General features: G+C 48.6%; 19 protein-coding genes and 1 other RNA gene. 10 read left to right on the top strand and 10 right to left on the bottom strand.

What is annotated here, in order from left to right; translation table 11 throughout:
- Window positions 1–37: 37 nt before the first annotated feature.
- The 5 genes from gcvH to EKG38_RS04490 all read right to left on the bottom strand — a co-directional run bounded on the left by gcvH (window position 38) and on the right by EKG38_RS04490 (window position 5,260).
- Window positions 38–427: a glycine cleavage system protein GcvH gene (gene gcvH, locus EKG38_RS04470; protein ID WP_126519015.1), complete on the bottom strand. Its 390-nt coding sequence runs from the start codon at window positions 425–427 to the stop codon at window positions 38–40.
- 160 nt (window positions 428–587) lie between these two features.
- Window positions 588–1,682, bottom strand: coding sequence for a glycine cleavage system aminomethyltransferase GcvT (gene gcvT / locus EKG38_RS04475; protein WP_126519016.1), 1,095 nt, complete (start codon window positions 1,680–1,682; stop codon window positions 588–590).
- Window positions 1,683–1,992: 310 nt separating this feature from the next.
- Window positions 1,993–3,207, bottom strand: a complete 1,215-nt coding sequence (locus EKG38_RS04480) for an FAD-dependent monooxygenase (RefSeq protein WP_126519018.1) — start codon at window positions 3,205–3,207, stop codon at window positions 1,993–1,995.
- 88 nt (window positions 3,208–3,295) lie between these two features.
- Window positions 3,296–4,558 carry a 2-octaprenyl-6-methoxyphenyl hydroxylase gene (gene ubiH / locus EKG38_RS04485; protein WP_126519020.1) on the bottom strand — a complete coding sequence of 421 codons (1,263 nt, stop codon included), beginning with the start codon at window positions 4,556–4,558 and terminating at the stop codon, window positions 3,296–3,298.
- 135 nt (window positions 4,559–4,693) lie between these two features.
- Window positions 4,694–5,260 carry a UPF0149 family protein gene (locus EKG38_RS04490; RefSeq protein ID WP_126519022.1) on the bottom strand — a complete coding sequence of 189 codons (567 nt, stop codon included), beginning with the start codon at window positions 5,258–5,260 and terminating at the stop codon, window positions 4,694–4,696.
- 769 nt (window positions 5,261–6,029) lie between these two features.
- Here EKG38_RS04490 and EKG38_RS04495 point away from each other — a divergent pair.
- Window positions 6,030–6,338 carry a cell division protein ZapA gene (locus tag EKG38_RS04495; protein ID WP_126519023.1) on the top strand — a complete coding sequence of 103 codons (309 nt, stop codon included), beginning with the start codon at window positions 6,030–6,032 and terminating at the stop codon, window positions 6,336–6,338.
- 203 nt (window positions 6,339–6,541) lie between these two features.
- Window positions 6,542–6,722, top strand: a non-coding RNA gene (gene ssrS, locus EKG38_RS04500) — 6S RNA.
- A gap of 315 nt (window positions 6,723–7,037) precedes the next feature.
- On the opposite strand, the gene EKG38_RS04505 is transcribed toward ssrS, so the two are convergent.
- Window positions 7,038–7,430: a hypothetical protein gene (locus EKG38_RS04505; RefSeq protein WP_126519026.1), complete on the bottom strand. Its 393-nt coding sequence runs from the start codon at window positions 7,428–7,430 to the stop codon at window positions 7,038–7,040.
- A gap of 312 nt (window positions 7,431–7,742) precedes the next feature.
- On the opposite strand from EKG38_RS04505, the gene EKG38_RS04510 reads away from it, so the two are divergent.
- A complete protein-coding gene (locus tag EKG38_RS04510) occupies window positions 7,743–8,399 on the top strand; it encodes a 5-formyltetrahydrofolate cyclo-ligase (protein ID WP_439332638.1) in 657 nt (218 codons plus the stop codon).
- A gap of 70 nt (window positions 8,400–8,469) precedes the next feature.
- Window positions 8,470–8,979, top strand: coding sequence for a copper resistance protein NlpE (locus EKG38_RS04515; RefSeq protein ID WP_126519027.1), 510 nt, complete (start codon window positions 8,470–8,472; stop codon window positions 8,977–8,979).
- On the opposite strand, the gene ung is transcribed toward EKG38_RS04515, so the two are convergent.
- The gene (gene ung, locus EKG38_RS04520; protein ID WP_126519029.1) at window positions 8,963–9,631 is read right to left on the bottom strand and encodes a uracil-DNA glycosylase; all 669 of its coding nucleotides are present in this window, start codon (window positions 9,629–9,631) and stop codon (window positions 8,963–8,965) included. The genes EKG38_RS04515 and ung overlap by 17 nt on opposite strands.
- Before the next feature lie 197 nt (window positions 9,632–9,828).
- Here ung and EKG38_RS04525 point away from each other — a divergent pair, with 197 nt between their 5' ends.
- The 3 genes from EKG38_RS04525 to EKG38_RS04535 all read left to right on the top strand — a co-directional run bounded on the left by EKG38_RS04525 (window position 9,829) and on the right by EKG38_RS04535 (window position 11,600).
- Window positions 9,829–10,392, top strand: coding sequence for a type II secretion system protein (locus tag EKG38_RS04525; protein WP_126519383.1), 564 nt, complete (start codon window positions 9,829–9,831; stop codon window positions 10,390–10,392).
- A gap of 90 nt (window positions 10,393–10,482) precedes the next feature.
- Window positions 10,483–11,028, top strand: coding sequence for a type II secretion system protein (locus EKG38_RS04530; RefSeq protein ID WP_246033085.1), 546 nt, complete (start codon window positions 10,483–10,485; stop codon window positions 11,026–11,028).
- A 272-nt stretch (window positions 11,029–11,300) separates the two neighbouring features.
- Window positions 11,301–11,600, top strand: a complete 300-nt coding sequence (locus EKG38_RS04535; RefSeq protein WP_126519032.1) for a DUF3144 domain-containing protein — start codon at window positions 11,301–11,303, stop codon at window positions 11,598–11,600.
- Window positions 11,601–11,732: 132 nt separating this feature from the next.
- Here the strand turns inward: EKG38_RS04535 and EKG38_RS04540 are convergent, their stop codons facing one another.
- A complete protein-coding gene (locus EKG38_RS04540) occupies window positions 11,733–12,392 on the bottom strand; it encodes a LysE family translocator (protein ID WP_126519033.1) in 660 nt (219 codons plus the stop codon).
- A gap of 178 nt (window positions 12,393–12,570) precedes the next feature.
- Here EKG38_RS04540 and EKG38_RS04545 point away from each other — a divergent pair, with 178 nt between their 5' ends.
- The 3 genes from EKG38_RS04545 (at window position 12,571) to EKG38_RS04555 (ending at window position 17,914) form a co-directional block, all read left to right on the top strand.
- Window positions 12,571–14,031, top strand: a complete 1,461-nt coding sequence (locus tag EKG38_RS04545) for a sigma-54 interaction domain-containing protein (RefSeq protein WP_126519035.1) — start codon at window positions 12,571–12,573, stop codon at window positions 14,029–14,031.
- A gap of 298 nt (window positions 14,032–14,329) precedes the next feature.
- Window positions 14,330–15,775, top strand: coding sequence for a cytochrome c oxidase accessory protein CcoG (gene ccoG, locus EKG38_RS04550; RefSeq protein ID WP_126519036.1), 1,446 nt, complete (start codon window positions 14,330–14,332; stop codon window positions 15,773–15,775).
- A gap of 540 nt (window positions 15,776–16,315) precedes the next feature.
- A complete protein-coding gene (locus EKG38_RS04555) occupies window positions 16,316–17,914 on the top strand; it encodes an AMP-binding protein (RefSeq protein WP_126519037.1) in 1,599 nt (532 codons plus the stop codon).
- A gap of 89 nt (window positions 17,915–18,003) precedes the next feature.
- Here the strand turns inward: EKG38_RS04555 and EKG38_RS04560 are convergent, their stop codons facing one another.
- Both EKG38_RS04560 and EKG38_RS04565 read right to left on the bottom strand, forming a co-directional pair.
- A complete protein-coding gene (locus EKG38_RS04560; protein ID WP_126519038.1) occupies window positions 18,004–19,044 on the bottom strand; it encodes an alpha/beta hydrolase in 1,041 nt (346 codons plus the stop codon).
- A gap of 112 nt (window positions 19,045–19,156) precedes the next feature.
- The gene (locus EKG38_RS04565) at window positions 19,157–20,977 is read right to left on the bottom strand and encodes an ABC transporter transmembrane domain-containing protein (RefSeq protein WP_246033103.1); all 1,821 of its coding nucleotides are present in this window, start codon (window positions 20,975–20,977) and stop codon (window positions 19,157–19,159) included.
- Between the last annotated feature and the right edge of the window lie 69 nt (window positions 20,978–21,046).

Genomic DNA, 21,046 nt, shown 5'->3' on the forward strand with positions numbered 1-21,046 from the left:
CAATCTAAGAGAGTGAGGCTTTGTTTTCAATCAAGGCTTATTCTTCGTCGATAACGGCTTGATAGCCTTCGGCATCGAGCAAGTTGTCGATCTCTGCAACATCGCTAGGCATGACGCGGAAGAACCAGCCGTCACCGAATGCATCGCTGTTGACCAGCTCTGGAGAATCTTCAAGCGCTTCGTTAATGGCAAGTACTTCACCCGATATTGGCGCGTAGATGTCTGATGCGGCTTTTACTGATTCTGCAACGGCACAATCTTCAGCGGCACTCACGGTATCACCAACTTCAGGAAGCTCAATGAATACCATGTCGCCCAAAAGCTCTTGTGCGTGTTCACTGATACCCACGGTATAGCTACCGTCTTCCTCTTTACGGATCCATTCGTGAGAAGAAGCGTATTTTAATTCAGTTGGAATGTTGCTCATTATTGTTAATCCTTATTCCGAGATCTAAATTTTATTGATAAGACAATATACTGATTTTTCGTTCGAATTAGCAGGTGTTTCATTCAAGTTTCAAGAGCTTGCGCACACTTGATGTGCATCGAAGACCACAGGCAACAAAAAACAACCACCACTAACTCTATTAAAAGGCTTGTTTACCGTTGCGTACGAAGCTTGGGGCAACTACTTTAACAGAGACACGCTTCTTGCGCATTTCGACTTCAGCAGTATCACCTATGCTTCTCGGCACGCGGGCCATCGCAATAGAGTAGCCCAATGTCGGCGAGAATGTACCACTGGTAATGGTGCCCTGCTGCTCAACGCCTTCGCTATCGGTGAAAAATACCGACATGCCCGAACGGATCACACCTTTGGCTTCCATGATAAGGCCAACCATCTTCTCGGTACCGGCGGCTTTAATCGCGGTCAGTGCTTCACGGCCGTTAAAGTCACGGTCCTGTGGCTCCCACGCAATGGTCCAGCCCATGTTGGCCGCTAACGGGTTAACCGTTTCGTCCATATCCAGACCGTATAGGTTCATACCAGCTTCTAAACGCAGGGTATCACGGGCACCTAGTCCACAGGGCTTAACACCGGCTTCTAAAAGACCTTGCCATAGCGCTTCGGCTTCGGCTTCAGGCACGATGATTTCGTAACCCGTTTCGCCGGTGTAACCTGTCGTCGCGATAAACAGAGAGTCGGCTTGAACACCAAAAAATGGCTTCATCCCTTCGACAGCAGCGTTTTGGTCAGCGTTAAAAACCATGGCCGCTTTCGCTTTGGCGTTAGGTCCTTGAACGGCGATCATCGCTAACTCTGGGCGTTCGGTGATTGCAACGTCGAAGCCTTTAACCTGCTCGGCAATCCAGGCTAAGTCTTTTTCACGGGTGGCAGAGTTAACTACGACACGGTAATGGGTATCGGTAAGATAATAGGTGATCAGGTCGTCAATCACGCCAGCATTATGGTCCAGCATACCGCCGTATAGCGCCTTACCGGGAACCTTAAGCTTAGCGACATCGTTCGCTAATAATTTACGTAGGAAAGCACAAGCATCAGTGCCGGTCACATCGACAACGGTCATGTGTGACACGTCAAACATACCGGCATCTTGACGAACGGCGTTATGTTCTTCGATCTGTGAACCATAGTTAAGAGGCATATCCCAACCATGGAAATCGACCATCTTGGCGTCAGATTCCAAGTGCTTGTTAAAGAGTACTGTTTTATTAGCCATTATTATCTCTTCTTTGTAGCCCTTTTCGGGTCTTTGCCTGGCGTAGGGAACTCACTGCCAGGATGTGATTGCAAAGATAGAACTTACATCTATTGCGTTAAATAGCATCAAAGTCATGTATCAAAATGCGGCGAAATTATACCCTGAGTCACAGTTTTGTATACAAGAGAATTTTCTAATCCGAACGATTAAACCATTACTTTTTCTCATGTTAAGCATGTAGTTTTTTTACATGCACTGAGACGCTTTCAAATAAAGCCATAACAACTTACTGAAAAAATTGGATTATTAATCCTATCCTACAAAATTACTATTCTGCTTTACAGAGTTTGGGCAGGCTGCTTTTATTACCCATCGCCTGTTGCATAAACAGTGTTTTCACAGGAGAAATATTATCGACCAAATTCAGGCCGAAATCGCGCAGGGCTTTCTTCACCGGATTGCTCCCTTCGAAGAGGCGTTTAAAGCCCTCCATTGCAGTGATCATCTCCAGGGCGTCGGCCTTTCTCCAACGCTCTAACGCGCGCAGATTGCCATAATCGCCGATATCTTTACCATCGAGTTTTAGCTCGCCGATAGTCTCAATAATGGCTGCCGCATCCAGGAAGCCTAAGTTGACCCCCTGCCCCGCCAATGGGTGAATGGTGTGCGCCGCATCGCCGGCCAGTAACAGACGATGACGGGCAAAGTGACGGGCATAACGCATTCTGAGCGGGAATGCTTGAGGCTCCCCTTCTAAGTGGCACATGCCCATACGGCCATCGAACTCGGCGGTAAGTGTACGCTCAAACTCCTGCTTGTCGGCGTCGAGCAGTTTTTTAGCCTTTGCAGGCGGCACTGACCAGACGATAGAGCAGAGGTTGGACTCATACATAGGCAAGAAGGCTAATGGCCCTTCATCCAGAAAGACCTGTCTTGCGGTGTCTAAATGCGGGATCTCGGTGCGTATACTGGCAACGATGGCGTGATGGCCATAGTCCCAGAACGTCATCGGAATTTTACACTGTTCACGTACCCAGGAGTTAGCACCGTCAGCGCCTATCACCAATGCGGCACTAAGGTTGTCGCCGTTGTCCAGCGTTAACCAGGCTTCACGCTCACCGAAAGCAATTTTCTCCAGGCGGTGATTCTCGAGGTGGGTAATTTCGTCAAACTCGGCCGCTCTTTTCGCCAAGGCAAAACTGATGTTGTCATTTTCGATGATGCTGCCAAGGTGCTGCTCGCTGAGTGAGTGAGCATCGAAACCGATTTTCCCCAAGCTATCCTTATCCCACACCTCCATCTTTTGATAGGGGCTGAGACGTTCATTGTCCAGGTAGCTCCAGGCCCCCAAATTTTGCAGTAATCGCTGGCTGGCCTTGTTGATGGCACTGACCCTAAGTCTGGCTTCGCCCGAGACGACATGAGTTTCGCCCGCATCGATAACCACGACCCGCAACTCTTCCATTGCCAGCCCGATAGCGGTAGCCAGCCCGACCATTCCTCCGCCGATAATGGCGACATCATAGGTTTGTGTACTCAACATTTAACCATCCTTAAAAGTAAATACTTATGATTCTGCAAAACTTGCGCTCAAAACTTATAGTCAAAGCTAATGTTTAAAGCTTTAGCGATTATGATCGCCACCCCATCGCACTACGCGCAATAGGCGTCTTCAGTGGCGGCAGCCATGACAATAACCTCAATGCCAGGCTGCGCCCTGCAACGAGCGGCCAATAGTCGTTAGAGAAGCCTCGAACCAGAAACTCAATATTTGTCATGGTTGTGCTTCGATCAGCTTCCCGGCTTTGCAGATATTGATGAGTCACTTGAGCGCTGCCAAGGTCCAGCTCATCGACAGTTTCGCTCTCTATGGTCTGCTTTAGTACTTCGAGTAAGCTCACCAGATCTCTCAGACCTAAGTTAAACCCCTGACCGGCAATGGGATGCAGTGTCTGGGCCGCATTACCGATAAAGACGGTACGGTGGTAGATAGGTCTGGGCATGTGCGAAAGTAACAAGGGATAAGAGTGGCGCTCGCCAATACCGGTAAACTGACCGGCGCGATAGCCAAATGCCTGCTGCAATTCGGCTAGGAACTCGGCCTTAGGCACTGACAATAAACGCTCGGCATCATCGGGCCTCAGTGCCCACACCAAGGAGACCCTGTTGACCCCTTTAGACTTGGCCATGGGCAGAATAGCCAGAGGACCGGAATCTGTAAATCGCTCGAATGCCCAGTTTTCATGGGCCTTGCCCGTTTTTTCATTGGCAACTTCGACATTAGCAATGACCGCAACCTGATCGAAATCGACCTGTTCGAGAGGCTGTTTAAATGCCTGTCTGACTTTGGAGTTAACCCCATCGGCAGCCACCAACAGTGATGTACTCAATTGGGTGCCATCATCGAGTGTCAGCAACTGCGCGTTAGCTTGCGCCTCAACCGAAGCAAGTTTAGCCGGACAATAGAGTTCAATATCGGTGTCTGCTATCTGCTTAAACAGCACCTTACCCACCTGCTCGAGTTCGATAACCTGACCCAGATGCTTTAGGTAAAAATCATCTGCATTGAGCTCGGTCATGCCAAAGTGACCGCGATCTGAGATATGAATGTTCTCTATCGGGGTGCCGAGATGGGCTATCTTTGGCCAAATTCCGAGTCGATTCAGCTCGAAGATAGAGCCGTGGGCGACAGCAATTGAACGCGCATCGAAACCAGGATGATTGTCATCGGGGCGATGAGCCTCGATAAGGGCAATCTTGAGTGGTCTTCGAAGGTCTTTAGCCAATTTTCTTAACCCTAAGGCCAAGGTGGCCCCGGCCATCGCACCGCCAACAATGGCGACATCGACAACATTAATTGTTTGGCAGGTATCTTGTTCAGTTTGAGCTTTCATTAAGGTTCTCTACTACACCAAAGCTTCTTATCCGGCATAACGTCTGAGTCACAAACGCTGTGCCGAAACTCGATAAGAGATAGATTTTTGTGTGTCGCGACTATTTGCTTATAGCCTATCGACTACCAACTGTTATTAGTGAATAACACCCGCTTCTTGCTCTGAGGGCTCAGGGCCAAACTCTGAATAGCAGAGCAAGGCAGCCATCTTAGAAAATTCCGTCAGCTCCATGTACGCTGACTCAGACTCGTCATCATCGCCAACATCAAATTCCACCAACGCAATTTCAGCAAGATCTTTAATAACCTCTTGCACATCACTCGACGCTTTATTCAGCTTGGGCTGAACCATGGCAATACCGGTCAGGAAGCTTTGCACCCATAGAGAAAGCGCCTCGACACGTTTAGCTAAGGGCTCCTCCTCTTCAGGAAGCATAGGCGTAAATCCAAAATCGGGATCAGACAATCTTGCCAGGGTATCCTGATAGAGCTCATCGATCAGTTGTTGCAGTGCATCCGGCAGGGGCAGACCATCATTCATCAGCTCCAAAAATGTACTATTCCATGCCTTTTTTGATTGCTCGACACCACCACAAATCAAGCCCACAAGCGCGCCATGTACTTCACCCGGCTGCTGACCAATTTCTGCCGCGTCGAGTGCTGCCATTAAGTTGTCTATACGTAAAGAGGGAGGGGTAGCCATAACTGTGTCCGAAAGCAAAATATACTGGTATACATGCTAGCAGAAGTGACACGTTCAACCAAGAAAAGCGATGCACAACACCGACATCTAAGCCTTTATGTATGGTTTTCGGGTTGAATAAGGTGGGAAGTTTCGAAAGCCCCCCTTCCTGTCACTCTGAACTTGTTTCAGAATCCAACAAAAGCAACGAGAGAACATTCGCGGCTAAAGCCACTCCTACATCATTCGCGGCTAAAGCCGCTCCTACATATATAGCTCATGCCACCTGCTCTTTGCCCTTTATTCATGCGCTATTTGGTTATCTAAACAAACGGTTTTGGTGCTAGCCAATCAGGGGCATCTTAGCGAGTTCCTCATGGATTTTGGGCGTTATTCATCCTGCTTTGGTTATCTAAACAAACGGTTTTGGTGCTAGCCAATCAGGGGCATCTTAGCGAGTTACTCATGGATTTTGGGCGTTATTCATCCTGCTTTGGTTATCTAAACAAACGGTTTTGGTGCTAGCCAATCAGGGGCATCTTAGCGAGTTCCTCATGGATTTTGGGCGTTATTCATCCTGCTTTGGTTATCTAAACAAACGGTTTTGATGCTAGCCAATCTGGGGCATCTTAGCGAGTTCCTCATGGATTTTGGGCGTTATTCATCCTGCTTTGGTTATCTAAACAACATTTAATCTAATCTTGGGCATCTTAGCGCTTACTCATGTTGCACTTTGCCATGCAGACCGATATAGTCCGCTCAAGAGCCAGAAGAAAGGACCCTTTGCGTCATGAGTAGCCACGCTATTGAAATTAGCTTGTTAGGCCGTACATACTCCATCGCTTGCCCGCAAGGACAAGAGGAAGCATTGCAGCACGTGGCACAAAACCTCGAACAACAGTTGAGTTCATTGAAAAACCGAACCAACAATTTGAGTCGCGAAGAAATTGCCATTATGGCAGCCCTGAATATCGGTTATGAGTTGTTGGAAGAACAGCAAAAAAATCAAGATTATATTAAGCAAATGGATGATAAAATCGGTTTGCTTCAGTCGACTTTAGAGAACGCACTCGTTGAGCGTTCGACAAAAGACGATTAAACTGTAGTTAGAGATAGAAGTTAGCGACTATAGTTAGAGATAGAAGTTAGAGACAGAATTTGAGACAGAGTTCTGGAATTTGTTTTCTGGAATGAGTTAAAGATAAGATTTTAATCAGTGTCCATTTATTGTGTTACCCCTTTACGGGCGTGACGCTTAGCTAAGAAAGAATTAGTTAACAAGATGGACCTGATAACCAGTTTTGCTCCCTGGGATTCGCGTCAGCCGGCAATGTCCCTGTGCCGATATCTACAAAACCCAGGGTGAATGTTTTATTGACATTGTGCATGCTCGGCTCGTATCGAGAAGCCTTAGGAGATAATCATTTACCCGCCTTGAACTACGGTTCAAGGGCTACGTTGGCAACGGTTTTTTGGGGAGCAATTTATTAAAGAAGGTTCTAGGACCTAGGTTCGAGTCACAAGATTCGAGCAACAAACCAGCCATCACCTAACCGTGATGGCTTTTTTGTATCTGGAGTTTTATCGAGCTATTACAATCTGTGAAGTATTCAAACAGCAGAGGCATTGATCCTGCTCTTTACAAAGAATGAGTTAAGAATGATGAGCAAAGCTCATGGTTATTAAGCCTTCGCGGCTAAAGCCGCTCCTACATGGGGGACACTCACTTCGGCTAGAATTGAATAGAATATGAACCCTCAAGCCCCACAAATAGAGGTTCTAAACAGGATGTGAACTCTCAGAGTCTATTCGCGAACTTCTTGCACTCTTTCTTTGATAGCAGCCATGCCTTCTTTTTCTCTTTCTGAAAAGCCGCTATATATCCGCCACCACCTAGCTTGTCGCGGCCAATCTCATCTGACTTAGCCTTAAGCCCCAACGCCTTGAGTCGGTATCCGGGTGTATCTTTAAGTTTCAGTGCACACACCTGATACTTAGCCGCAAACGAGGCGGCGACCTTCTCATCGAAACCCGCTACTGCCGTACTGGCAAAAGCCAGTCCAGCGGCTAACCCAAGCAGCGCCCCGGCGCCAGCGGGTACAATAAGGTATGCGAGAGAGATTTGCAGGCTTCCAATAAAACCAAGCTTACGGCCTTCACTCTTTTTTACTCGCCTATTAAGGTTTTTCATCGACCCTTTCCACTCCACTTTTAGCTAAATTTGTACGTCTTACGATTGTGACCAAAGCCAAAGCACTCTCCTTGCTCTTAAAAACAGGAGTTCTTCATAGTTGCCTTGTCAGTAATCAAGATTCATTATTTGAAGGGCGATAATATAGAGACTTGTCAGGCCAACAACTGTCCGCCACCGGACACTTGCTGTATATTTGCGCTATTTTTAATGCAGAGGGCTTGGCATCTGATGGGGTAGCCCCTCACTAGGGCACTCAGAGGTAGATGAGATAGCTTCATTTGTAGTCGAGCCTCTTCAGGAGATACACTGGTGAAAGGGATACACAGAACCAGACCAGAGAAAGAGAATCAATCATTGAAACCACAATTCTCATCGAGTCAATCGGCTAAAGCGACGCGCACGGCGCTCAGAGCGCAAGTACGCGATGCCCGAAGATGCATAAGTGATAAGGAACAACACAGCTTTGCCGCCACTGCGACGCAGTTAATACTTGCTGAACTGACTAAGCTCGAGGCTAAACATGTCGCCCTCTACCTGACCAATGATGGTGAGCTGGATACTCAGCCCCTGATCCGTGCCCTTTGGGAACAGGGGGTTAACCTATATCTGCCCCGCCTTCATCCTTTCACTAAAGGCAACCTACTCTTCTTCGCTTACACGCCCGAGACGGCATTGGTAGAGAATAAGTTAAAGATCTTGGAGCCGGTATTAGATATCAGTAAGATGATTTTACCCCATCAGCTCGATGCCGTTGTCACCCCCTTGGTGGCGTTCGACAACACTGGGGGCAGAATGGGTATGGGTGGCGGCTTCTATGACAGAACGTTAGCCAATTGGCAAAAAATAGGCAAACCCTACCCCATAGGTTTTGCCCATGATTGCCAGCAGGTCCAATCGCTCCCCAGCGAGCACTGGGATGTCCCTCTGCCTATGATAGTGACACCGACACGGGTGCTGAAGTTTTAAATGCGAGGTTTTAGGAGCGAGGGACGAGGTGCGAGTAGAGAGCGGAAACCAACAAAGAATAAGGAATAGGATGAAACTTCAATTTAATGTACGAGCTAACTTGGCTCTGTTGGCTCTGCTAGCGATAACCGTTACGGCCTGTTCGACTCAGGTCCCTGAACAGAAGAAAGACGCAGAGACAACCCAGTCAACCCTTGAGGTCTCTGAGCAGGCGGTGCAACTGCCGATTGGCGATAATAGCCAAAATGCTCTCGATTGGGATGGCACCTATTCGGGTATCACACCCTGTGCAAGCTGCGAGGGGATCAAGACCCTACTGACCCTCAAGCGCGATAATCGCTATATTCTGGAATCTGAATACTTAGGCAGAAGTGATAAGACCTTTATCGAGCAAGGGGTGTTTGAGTGGAACTCGACAGGTAGTAAAATAAGCTTGAAGCAAGAGCCCGCCAACGAGAAAACAGAAAAGCAGTTTCTGGTCGGCGAGAACCAGTTATTTTTGTTAGACAGGGCTGGTAATCGCGTTACCGGCACCTTGGCCGACAGCTATCGTTTAATTAAAATCAAACCTGCCAGGTGATAGGTTCACTTCCCTCAGATGCCAGTAAGGCATTGGTTTTGGAGAAATGTTTACAACCGAAGAACCCCCGATAAGCCGAGAGTGGTGAAGGGTGCGGCCCGGATAGAATATGGTGCTGAGGTGCGGTGATCACCTTGCCCTTTTTAATGGCGTGAGCGCCCCACAGAATAAAGACAATCGATGTCGTCTGTTGATTCAACAGTTCCAATGCATGAGTGGTAAATGTTTCCCAACCGGATTTGGCATGGGAGTGGGCCTTGCCCTGCTCTACGGTCAACACGGTATTTAACATCAACACACCTTGCTCAGCCCAGCTCGACAGATGCCCGTGATCAGGAGTAACAAACCCGTCGATGTCATCGACGAGCTCTTTATACATATTCACCAATGAGGGCGGCGTTTTAATGCCGTGCTTGACCGAGAAACAGAGACCGTGGGCCTGATCCGGACCATGGTAGGGATCCTGACCGATAATAACGACTCTAACCCTGTTTAGAGGGGTCAATTCGAAGGCGCTAAACACCTCATCTTGGGGGGGAAAGATAGCTTTACCCTGGGCTCGCTCGGCAGATACAAATGCCTGAAGTTGAGTGAAATAATCCTGCTGTTTCTCAGCCTCAATAAATGAATCCCAGTTCGAATGTTCTACCATATACCCTCATTAACGATTTAAACTCGATTAACACACCAACAAAAACCAGTAACAAACAGGCATTTACATCAGGCATGCACGACAAACATTACAACTATTATTACAACTATTTTTACAATTCTGACAAGCCTCAGATTATAAACCGATTTTAAAGTGTTATTATGGTCAGATTAAATAGCACTCGGTTTATTACAAGTATGTATTCTGGCTCACTGACCTCTTCCATCGCAAAAACTAAAGGCTTTACTCTGATAGAGCTTGTAGTGGTGATCATTATACTTGGAATACTCTCTGTCGTCGCGCTACCCAAATTTCTCAATATCTCTCAAGATGCCCATATTTCCACGGTTAAAGCCACGGGTGGAGCATTTAAATCAGGCATAAACCTGGCTAAAGCCGTATGGGCTACCCGCGTAGGCTCCGGCCCCGCCGATGATCTGCAGGTCTTCGGCACAGGCAAGGATGGCGAATTAGACTTTAACGACACCGGTTGGCCGGCGCAGCATTGGGAAACCGCAGATTCAAAAGGCGACTCACCTAAACTCGATAATGAGGCCGATTGCATCTCTGTCTGGGAAACCATTTTCGAAGGTGATGAGCCCAGCATCTCAGAGGCGGACAGCAGCGATGAAACCGACTATAAGGCTAACTACCTATCACCAGAACGATGCCGTTATGATTACTCGGCCAATACTAACCTGAGCATCAGCTACAACTCGATTGACGGCAGTGTCACTATCGACTCAGATCCAGATAGCTAATAACACCCAGAAATAACACACATAACTAAAACAACTAAAAGAGGGCTAGCGGATAACGCTCACCCGATAATCACTTGCATGGATGACAGAATGAACAACAGGTATTCCCCAACACAACGAGCCTCAGGCTTTACCTTAATTGAACTCGTTGTGGTAATTATCGTGCTGGGAATACTGGCGGTTATTGCGCTGCCACAGTTTATTAATATCAAGCAAGACGCTCAAATTTCGACGGTGGAGGGAACCGGAGGTGCTTTTTCTACGGGCATAAAACTGGCCAATGTGAAGTGGGCATCTAAGGGCTATTCAGGCCCCGTCGATAACCTCCAGGTCTATGACGATGGCAGTAGCGGTCAACTGGATATAAACCAGTGGGGGTGGCCGGCTCAAAGTTACCCCCCTTTCGAAGCGAGTCCACGACTGAACAATACCAATGACTGCATGTCAGTATGGCGCACCATACTGCTAGATGCACCTAAGGTATCCACCTCTGCCGATGTGGCTGATTCAGTCTATAGAGCGACCTATATCAGCCCGGATCAATGCAAATTTTTCTTTAATGAGCTGCCCGCACTTTCCATCTATTATGATTCCCGTGACGGTACGGTAACCACAGATTCAGATCCGGAAGTTTAAGAGGCAAAGCAAAGGCAATTAGAAGCTAGATGGATCCTGCTCTTTACAAAGAATGAGTTCAGGATGACAAGCATTAGCCCCGACATGTAGCGCATTCTAACCCAAAACATTCGCGGCTAAAGCCGCTCCTACATAGAGAATGTCGTAGCCCGTCACTCTTAGCTTGTAACCGATAGCGATTAAGATCGCATATAGTTCATAACAATGATTTATTAATGGCTAATTTAAGTTAGAATCTGGCTACTAAAAATTTATTACAGAGTGAGTGCACCATGTCAGAAGCGGGAAAAGAAACCACCATTTTTCAGTTAGCCGATCAGTTTATTGCCCTTGCAAACGAGCTAAGCGGTAAAGAGCAAGATGTTAGTAAGGTAGGCACGGCATTACGCTTTGCAGCTTCGCGTTTCAACGCTTTCGAAGCGGCAATAAAATCTTCCGATCTTGCGGCAGAGAAAGATGCGGCACTAGAGTGGTTTTCAAAAGAATACAAAGACATGCTTAACGATAACCTGGAGGATCACATCAAGAATCCACCAGTCTCTCAAGCTGAAAAAACTGAAGAGCCAGCTTAAGCTCAAGCTCGAAACTCGTAGCCAAAACAATGCCATCGTCAGTAGATAACTGCGATGGCATTTTTGTATCCGCCGTATGGGCCTGATTTAGGCTTAGTGCCGATGAGAGTCGTTATTCATTGCCCAAATAACTTAGATAGTAACGATAACCCGAATAGCCAGCAGGATGAGTACCACACCCGAGAGTTTATCTATGATAGCAGCCTTTGCTCTGAGCTTAGGCAACACCGAAGGGTGTGACAAGATAAGCGCGATAAAGGTGTACCAAAGGCCATCGATAATCAGTGGCGTAAAGACAATTAATGACTGACCAAACAGGCTGTCGGCAGCCATAACAAACTGGCTGAACAGGGCCAGGAAAAACAGCATTATTTTAGGATTGAATAACGAGATCGCTAACCCATCTCGTGCTGCCGCGAATGTTGCCGCCCTCGAATGACCCGCCGAAAGATCTGTTGATGAGGCACTATCGGAGCCATTTCCGGCATCTAATTTATCCGATATGCCTCCCTTAGAACCTAATGCTTTAACCCCCATCCAGGCCAGATAAAGTGCGCCGATAATCGCAATACCATTAAATACCATAGGCGCCTGTTTCAGCACGACGGCGAGTCCCAGCAATGTCACTAACGCATACAAGCCAATACCGATGGAATGCGCCCAGGCACAGAGTATGCCTTTACCACGGCCCCCCGTCAGTGTGTGACGCACAACCATCGCCAGACTCGGACCCGGCGACATAGCGCCCAAACAGCAGATGGCCAGTAAACTCAGCCAGGCAGTAAAACTCATAATATCCCTACATTTAATTAACAAAAGACTCACTCGTTCAGAGTTTCATCTCATGCACTTTTCTGGATGGTAAGAGCTGCGACAGGCTTTTGCAAGCGGCACCATGTAATCCACGACATTTCGCGACTCAGGCATTTAGCGTTATACTGGCCTCAACCATCTACTCTTTCGGTGTCCTATGACCGGTATTAATTTAAACGCCAGCTCGGCTCATGACGGTTTTCTGCCGGAAAACCAGCTCATTCTCAATGCGGTCAGCGAGGGGATCTATGGGTTTAATCTCGACGGTAACGCGGTATTTATTAACCCCGCAGCCGAGCGCATGACCGGATGGAAAAGTGGCGAGCTATTGGGGAAAAATATCCATGACTGTCATCACCATAGCCATCTTGATGGTAGCCATTACCCCAAGGAAGACTGCCCCATATATAACACCTTAAAAGATGGCATAGCCCGCGAGATAAGCCATGAAGTCTTCTGGCGCAAGGACGGCAGCAGCTTTCCTGTGCATTATACTTCGACGCCGGTTTACAAGGATGGTCACCTTATCGGTGTGGTCGCGATATTTCGTGATATTAGCATACAGAAGCAGACCGAGCAGTCACTCAGACAGGCTCTGCAGCAGGTGCAGGCGCTGTCAGAGAAGCTATCTTCTGAAAATCAGTATCTTCAACTGGAGCTGGCAGATAAAACCGGTGATGTTGAGATCTCTGGAACCAGTTCACAAATAAAACAGCTGATCGGACAGATTAAATTGGTTGCCAATACCGAGAGTACGGTATTGATCAGCGGTGAGAACGGGACCGGCAAGGAGCTGGTCGCCCGCAACCTTCATAAACTCAGTAATCGTGCAGATAAACCCTTAGTCTGTGTCAACTGCGCCGCGTTCTCCTCGAATCTGCTCGAGAGTGAACTCTTTGGCCACGAAAAAGGCGCCTACACAGGCGCGACGAGTCGCCGCAAGGGACGTTTCGAACTGGCGAATAACGGGACCCTGTTTCTCGATGAGGTGGCCGAACTGACTCTGGAGGCTCAGTCAAAACTCCTGCGGGTGATACAGGAGCAGGAGTTTGAGAGAGTCGGCAGCAGCGACACCATTAAGGTCGACATCAGACTCATCACAGCGACCCACCACGATCTGCTCAAGCGGGTTGAACAGGGGCTATTTCGCATGGATCTCTACTACCGTCTCAATGTCTTCCCCATTTTCGTCCCTCCCTTGAGAGACAGACTCAGCGATATTCCCGAGCTAGTCAGCCATATCATTCAAGAGCTTAATCGCAAGCTGGGCAAGAAGATCACCCGTGTCAGCCACAAGGGGCTGCAGAGGCTGATGCAACACACTTGGCCGGGCAATGTGCGCGAGCTGCAAAATGTTATCGAAAGAGAGTCCATCCTTTCTCAGAGTCAGGTATTGCAGCTGTCCCAGCAACTTGCTCCTGAATCGTCTCCAAATGAAACGGTAAAAAGCTCAAGCGATCAGAGCCTTGCCGCGATGGAGAAACAACATATTACCAAGGTATTGCAGGAGACCCATTGGCGTATCTCAGGCCCCACAGGTAGCGCAGCTAAACTGGGCTTGCCCTCAAGTACGCTTAGATCCCGCATGAAGAAACTCAATATCACCCGCCCCGTATAAGCTCAGGGCCCTATCTCTAGTACGAGCCTCTAATATGAGCCTCTAATATGAGCCTCTGAAATGGGCCCTTGATATGCCCCCCGGCCTATAGCTAAGGGCTTATAGTTAAAGTAGCTAAAGACTTTCAGCCTCACCAATCACGACATATCGCCAAAGAGTGATATGTCGTGATCCAGCATTAATCTAAAAAACATAAACCAACTTACTTTCAGTTAGTTAACAAGGTCACATTGTTGGCCTAAGCCTTGCTATATCTGCGTATGTGTAGAGTCTGATTTGTGTCATTTAGAGAAGTAAGATGCCAAACAATAAAAACGAACCCAAATACCAAACCACGAGTAACACCATAGCAGTCAAACAGATCCCGGTTGACCGATCTCCCTCCGGTAGCCATGGCGCAAATAAGATCCAGATAAAGGAACAGAAGGGAGTATTTCAGCAGATACGCACCGGGATGAACACAGGTCTGGTGTTGCTGTTTGTGTTGCTGCCCTTTATCTCTTACGGAGGCCGGCAAGCCATTTTATTTGATCTCGAAGCACAGCAGTTCTTCTTCTTCGGCACCAGTCTCTGGCCACAGGATTTCACCGTGCTGGCCTGGGTCTTTATTGCGGCTGCCTTCCTGCTCTTCTTCGTGACCGTATTCTGGGGACGCGTCTGGTGTGGATATCTGTGTCCGCAGACGGCCTGGACCTTTATGTTTGTCTGGATTGAAACCCGCATAGAAGGCAACCGCACCAAACGCTTAGCCTTAGATAAGGCCCCCTGGAGCTCGAATAAGATACTAAAGAGACTCGCTAAACATCTGACTTGGGGGCTAGCCGCACTGCTCACAGGTTGCGCCTTTATCGCCTACTTCGTTCCAGCTAGAGAACTCTACCCGGATATCTTTACCCTAAAGGCCAGCTTCTGGATTTCAGCCTGGGTCTGGTTCTTCGCCCTGTGTACCTACCTCAACGCCGGCTGGATGCGGGAGCAGATGTGCCTTCATTGCTGCCCATACGCCCGATTCCAGTCGGCCATGTTCGACGGCAATACCAAGACGGTGACCTATGATGCGACGCGGGGTGAGAGCCGTGGCCCCAGAAAACGTAAACAAGAGACTGATCTTGGTGACTGCATCGATTGCAACCTGTGCGTGGATGTCTGCCCTACCGGCATAGATATCCGCAATGGCTTACAGTACGAGTGTATCAACTGTGGGGCCTGCGTCGACGCCTGCAATGAAACCATGGATAAGTTCGGATACCAGCCAAACCTAATCGGTTATTTCAGTGAAAATGCTCTCGAAGGCAAGCCCAAACCCGTATACCGATCGACTAAGTTTATCGGCTACGGCATTGCCGCCATCATCATGTTTATTGTGATTGGCATAGATATGAATAACCGCAGCGAAATTCAGCTCAGCGTCATACGTGACAGGCAGGAGCTATATCGTGAAACCGTCGATGATATGGTTGAAAATAGCTATACGCTCAAGATTCGAAACAAGACCCAAGAGACACGGTATTATCGTCTATCTGTCGATAACCGGGATCTATTTCAGCTCTCCGCGCAACAGGAGTTAGTGATAAAGCCGGGTGAGCTGCTTGATTACCCGGTCACGGTACGAGCCGACCCACTCATGCTACCCGGCACGCCAAGTCCGATCATATTTTCGGTCTCTGAAGTCGGTCACGATGAGACTGCGGTTTTCCAGGAGTCTAACTTCTTCGGACCAATTTTTACGGCCAGTTGCAGGTAAACTGACATGCTTTATTCTGGCTTAAGTTTAACTATCTGAGCTTAGCTAACCGACCTAAAACGAATAAAACCTTGGCAAACACAACTCTCGCTCTCGGGATCTTCTCCCCTGAGCGAGTCTGTTGGGCGCCATCTCCATTCAGTTCATCAAATGACTAACGAACGTCTCACTCTAATTTGGCCCTCAAAGCTCCGAATCTAATCTGAAAAATCGCAAATAAACTCGATAAAAAACCACAAACTAAACGGGGCTTTTTCATAACCTTACCATCAAAAAAAGGCTAAAAAGAGTGATAAAAATCATCTGTTAATAACGAGGCGGCAGATGGAAAAAGTCGCTACCTAAAATAGTAACTAGAGTATAAACCCTAATTTTAACAAGATGATAGCCTTTAAAATTAATGTGATCTATTTCTCATTTTTGATTGACCTGTGACTGTTTTTAGCACTAATCTAAACGCCTGTTTAATTCTATAAAAATAAAAAACAACTAAACATTCAGATCAACGAGTATTCAATTTATTGAACAAGGGCAGTACCTATGGCATATGATTCAGATGTGAAACTTGACCTCACACAATACACCTCTCTTATCGACCTGATTGAGCAGGCCGCCACCCGATACGGTGACAAGACTGCCTATGCCTGCCTTGGGCATCACACCTCTTTTTCTGAAATTGAGCGCGACTCACGCTATTTTGCCGCTTACCTGCAAAATCATACCGGGTTGGAAACGGGCGACCGCGTCGCGATACAGCTGCCAAATATTACCCAGTTCGTTATCGCCGCCTACGGTACCATCAGGGCCGGCATGGTGCTGGTTAACACCAACCCCTTGTACACAGAGCGAGAGCTGACCCATCAATTTAATGATAGTGGTGCTAAGGCTGTGGTTATCCTTTCCGATCTACTGCCTACACTCACCAATGTTGTCGCCAATACTTGCATCGAAACCGTGATCTCCACCCATGCCTTAGATCTGATATCCCCTCAGGCGCAACCAGAGGTGCCCTTCGACACCAAGCTGTTTAATGACGTATTGGCAATAGGGGAGCAATCACCATTTAACCGGGTCACCAGTCATATCGATGATCTGGCGGCGCTACAGTATACAGGAGGCACGACCGGGCTATCTAAGGGCGCCATGCTGAGCCACAGCAACTTAATCGCCAACGCGATGCAGATTAAATCTCGTTTAGGGGAAAAACTTGTAGAGGGCGAAGAGATATTTGTCGCGCCGCTTCCCGTCTATCATATCTATGCTTTCATGGTGAATCTGGTGCTCTATTTCGAGCGTGGCTGCTGCTCGGTATTGATCCCCAACCCGAGAGATATCTCCTCGTTAATCGCTACCCTCTCTAAATATCCATTTACCGGCTTTGCTGGTCTCAACACCCTCTTCGTCGGCCTATGCCATCAGCCTGAATTTAAGGCGTTAGACTTCAGTCATCTGAAGATCACCATCTCCGGCGGAACCGCCCTGACACAGGCCGCGGCCAATGTCTGGCAACAAACCACGGGATGCACCATCTCCGAAGGCTACGGCTTATCTGAAACATCACCGGTCGTCTCACTCAATGCTCCCGGACATGAACAGCTGGGCACCATCGGTAAGCCTGTGCTTGGAACTGAGGTAAAGATCCTCGATAACGATGACAACGAAGTGCCATTGGGTGAACGTGGTGAGCTGGCAGTAAGAGGCCCCCAGGTGATGAGCCGCTATTGGAACAAACCGGGCGACACCGCAAATGTGATGACCAAAGATGGCTTCTTTAAAACCGGCGATATCGCCATAGAGACGGTAGACGGTTTTCATAAGATCGTCGACCGTAAGAAAGACATGATCATAGTCTCCGGTTTTAACGTCTACCCTAACGAAGTGGAGGAGGTCCTGGCCAGCCATGACGCCGTACTCGAATGTGCCGTTGTTGGCATAGACAGCGAACGCAGTGGTGAAGCGGTGAAAGCCGTCATCGTACTCGCCAATAATGAGGCAGACACCACCGAGGTGGAATCAACCATTTTGGCCTACTGCCGCGAGCAGTTAACCGCTTATAAGATCCCTAAGATAGTCGAGTTTGTGCCTATTCTGCCAAAATCTACCGTGGGTAAGATCCTTCGAAGGGAGTTGAGAAAGTAGGACCGGCTTTAGCCGGGAATTGGGACGGTTTTAGCTGAGAGATAAGATGAAAATCCAAGATCGCAGCTAAAGCAGCTCCTACATCACCTCTACAGTCCTTCAATCCAGGCCTTAATTTCAGGCCTGACATCCGGGCTAACCACCACTCCCATATGACTGATACCCGGTATTAACGTTACCTGCACTTGTTTATTATCGGGAGTCGATTGCACAATCACAGGCTGATATTTCTCTGCAAACATGGTTTCATCGGCAGTGCCCGCCAACACTAACAATGGCTGATATATCGCACTAAGATCGGCTTCGTAATCCCGTGGGGCGAACGAGGTATTGAGACGGAACGAGTAGGCTAAAGTTTCGGTGCCGTTTCGAAAGGCCTGAGGCATATTAAACTCGATACTGATTAAATTATCGAAACTATGGATGCCGATGTTATTGAGCATGCTCAAACCAATAATTCTGGCCGTATAGGGGGTTGCCCAGCCGCCCGCATTAGGCCTTGTCGTCGGCGCATTATAAAAAATGAATGGCGCAAGCAGCAGGTAAGCATCGGCTTGTTCTCCGTACTGTCCACCAGCGAAGCGTATCGCTAAGCCTCCACCCGATGAGTGCCCGCCCATGATGATGCTAGACTCGGGTGAGTCCTGTTTTATCCCGATAATCAGATCGGCAAGGTCATCTTCGAACTGGCCGATATAATCGATATCGCCACGTCTCTGCGGATTGACGCCATGCCCGCGCAGATCCGGTGTATAGACCTGAGCCAAGCCCTGCTCACTGATAAATTTGGCCAGCGGATAAAACTGCTGACTGTGCCAGCCGGAGCCATGGAGTAAAATTAACACCTTATCGGAATCGGAAGAGTAATACCGATATTGAAGTTGGCCCTCCCCTCTTGTGCCATAGCTTTGCAGTGGCGGCATATCGGCATAGTCGAGCTTCATCTCAGAAAAATCGATGCCTCTGCTCACAACATGTTCCTGCTTTTCTGCCCTCTCTTGATTTACAGTCTCAGGTTTTACAGCCTCTTCTTTCAGGTCACCAAAGTAGGTAAGCCCAAAGGCTATCCCCAGATAGATGACAATAGAGATAATCACCGAGGTAAAAACCCGTTTTAGTAGTTTTGGCATCCAATCCTCCTCATTCATATCGGCCCATTACGCTCGCTCGTACCCCGTGACTCTTAACACAGAGCTTCTGAGCCTTCGCGGCTAAAGCCGCTCCTACACTCCTAGCTCCTAGCTATACAGTCTCGGTGATCAGCTGCAGGCTGGCAAACTCGCGATACAGCTCACTCGAGGCCATCAACTCCTGATGAGTGCCACTGCCGATTAACAGCCCCTTGTCTAACACTAAAATACGATCCGCATTGAGCACGGTTGCCAGCCGATGGGCAATAATCAAGGTCGTCTTGCTTGCCATCAAGCTATCCAGGGCTTGCTTAACCTTCTGCTCGCTGATCACATCGAGTGCACTGGTAGCCTCATCCAGCAGCAGGATAGGCCTGTCGGCTAAGATGGCTCTGGCGATGGCGATTCGTTGTTTCTGCCCACCCGATAACCTGACCCCCCGCTCACCCAGATAGGTTTGATAACCCTCGCTGAAATCCTGAATAAACTCATCAGCGCGTGCGGCGATACAGGCCTCGATGACCTCCTCCTCACTCGCGTCCAATCTGCCATAGCGCACATTTTCCAGCACACTGGTGGCAAAGATGACCGACTCTTGCGGGACTAATGCGTACTGTTGGCGCAGCGTCTGAGGGGCCAGCATCGCGATATCGATGCCATCGAGCTCGATAGTGCCACTATCGAGCCGATAAAAGCGCTGTAACAGCTCAAACAGAGTACTCTTTCCGGCACCACTCGCGCCCACCAGCGCCACTCGTTCGCCGGATTTTATCTCGATATCCAGCCCGCGTATGACCTGAGAATCACTCACAATTGAGTCACCATTTTCCTGAATATTTGGGTAGGAGAAACGCACCTGTTTAAGGGTGAGTTCACCCGTCACGGGTTCAGGTAAAGCCTTAGGTTCGGCAACGGTTGGAATGTCGATAGGCGTTTCGACTAACTCTATCAAGCGCTCAGAAGCGCCGGCGGCTCGTTGGATCTCACCGATAACCTCACTGATGGTCGCCACCGACCCCGCTACCATCACCGCATAGAACATAAAGGCCGACAGTTCACCACCGGATATACTCCCGGTCATGACATCCTGAGCCCCGACCCAGGTGACCAGGGCGATTGCGAGTATGCTGAGAAACATCACTAATGCGATTAAAATAGAGCGGTATCTAATTCGCCCCTTTGCCGCGTCCATTACCGCTTCGACGCGATCACTAAACAGGGCTCTATCACGATCTTCATGGGTATAGGCTTGCACCGTATGGATCTCGTGCAGGGTCTCATCGACATAGGCCCCTAAATCACCGACCCGGTCCTGACTCTGACGGGACAGGTCCCTCACCTTGCGGCCAAAAAAGAAGATGGGACCTAACACCATAGGGACAGCCAACAATACCAGTCCGGTCAATTTAAGGCTGGTGATGGCCATCATCACTATGCCCCCTACAACGGTAACGCTCGCGCGTAGGGCCATGGAGAGACTCGAACCAACGACCGACTGCAACAAGGTTGAATCGGCGGTGAATCGAGATATCACCTCTCCGGTCCGCAATCTGGCATAGAAGCCCGGAGATAGTTTTAGCAGGTGGTCGTAGACCTTCAAGCGTATATCGGCGCTCACCCGTTCACCGAGCCAGGTCATCAGATAGAAGCGGCAGAAGATGGCGGAGCTGCTTATGGCGGTGATACCGATCACCAGAAAAATGATCTCATTGAGCCGGTCGCCGTTATCCTGCAAGAAGCCTTCATCGACCATCAGGCGAACCCCTTGGCCAAGTGAAAGCCAAGCCAGCGATCCGATAAACAAGAAGATAATGGCCGCGATGACTCGTAACTTATAGGGGCGAAGAAAGGCGCCGATCCAAGGTAACACCGGCCTTCTGGCTACGTAGGAACCTGAAGAGAGCGGCGTACTCTGTTTTGAGCTAGCGGTCATGGGTGAAGCCGAGGTCGTATCTTGACTCAATGGGTGTTCCTTACTTGGAGCAACAACTAAAATAGATAG

Source organism: Shewanella canadensis (assembly GCF_003966225.1).
Classification (GTDB): Bacteria; Pseudomonadota; Gammaproteobacteria; order Enterobacterales; family Shewanellaceae; genus Shewanella; species Shewanella canadensis.

Coding starts and splice junctions, on each gene's coding strand:
- gcvH (WP_126519015.1), bottom strand. CDS start 427: ATGAGCAACATTCCAACTGAATTAAAATACGCTTCTTCTCACGAATGG.
- gcvT (WP_126519016.1), bottom strand. CDS start 1,682: ATGGCTAATAAAACAGTACTCTTTAACAAGCACTTGGAATCTGACGCC.
- EKG38_RS04480 (WP_126519018.1), bottom strand. CDS start 3,207: ATGTTGAGTACACAAACCTATGATGTCGCCATTATCGGCGGAGGAATG.
- ubiH (WP_126519020.1), bottom strand. CDS start 4,558: ATGAAAGCTCAAACTGAACAAGATACCTGCCAAACAATTAATGTTGTC.
- EKG38_RS04490 (WP_126519022.1), bottom strand. CDS start 5,260: ATGGCTACCCCTCCCTCTTTACGTATAGACAACTTAATGGCAGCACTC.
- EKG38_RS04495 (WP_126519023.1), top strand. CDS start 6,030: ATGAGTAGCCACGCTATTGAAATTAGCTTGTTAGGCCGTACATACTCC.
- EKG38_RS04505 (WP_126519026.1), bottom strand. CDS start 7,430: ATGAAAAACCTTAATAGGCGAGTAAAAAAGAGTGAAGGCCGTAAGCTT.
- EKG38_RS04515 (WP_126519027.1), top strand. CDS start 8,470: ATGAAACTTCAATTTAATGTACGAGCTAACTTGGCTCTGTTGGCTCTG.
- ung (WP_126519029.1), bottom strand. CDS start 9,631: ATGGTAGAACATTCGAACTGGGATTCATTTATTGAGGCTGAGAAACAG.
- EKG38_RS04525 (WP_126519383.1), top strand. CDS start 9,829: ATGTATTCTGGCTCACTGACCTCTTCCATCGCAAAAACTAAAGGCTTT.
- EKG38_RS04530 (WP_246033085.1), top strand. CDS start 10,483: ATGAACAACAGGTATTCCCCAACACAACGAGCCTCAGGCTTTACCTTA.
- EKG38_RS04535 (WP_126519032.1), top strand. CDS start 11,301: ATGTCAGAAGCGGGAAAAGAAACCACCATTTTTCAGTTAGCCGATCAG.
- EKG38_RS04540 (WP_126519033.1), bottom strand. CDS start 12,392: ATGAGTTTTACTGCCTGGCTGAGTTTACTGGCCATCTGCTGTTTGGGC.
- EKG38_RS04545 (WP_126519035.1), top strand. CDS start 12,571: ATGACCGGTATTAATTTAAACGCCAGCTCGGCTCATGACGGTTTTCTG.
- ccoG (WP_126519036.1), top strand. CDS start 14,330: ATGCCAAACAATAAAAACGAACCCAAATACCAAACCACGAGTAACACC.
- EKG38_RS04555 (WP_126519037.1), top strand. CDS start 16,316: ATGGCATATGATTCAGATGTGAAACTTGACCTCACACAATACACCTCT.
- EKG38_RS04560 (WP_126519038.1), bottom strand. CDS start 19,044: ATGCCAAAACTACTAAAACGGGTTTTTACCTCGGTGATTATCTCTATT.
- EKG38_RS04565 (WP_246033103.1), bottom strand. CDS start 20,977: ATGACCGCTAGCTCAAAACAGAGTACGCCGCTCTCTTCAGGTTCCTAC.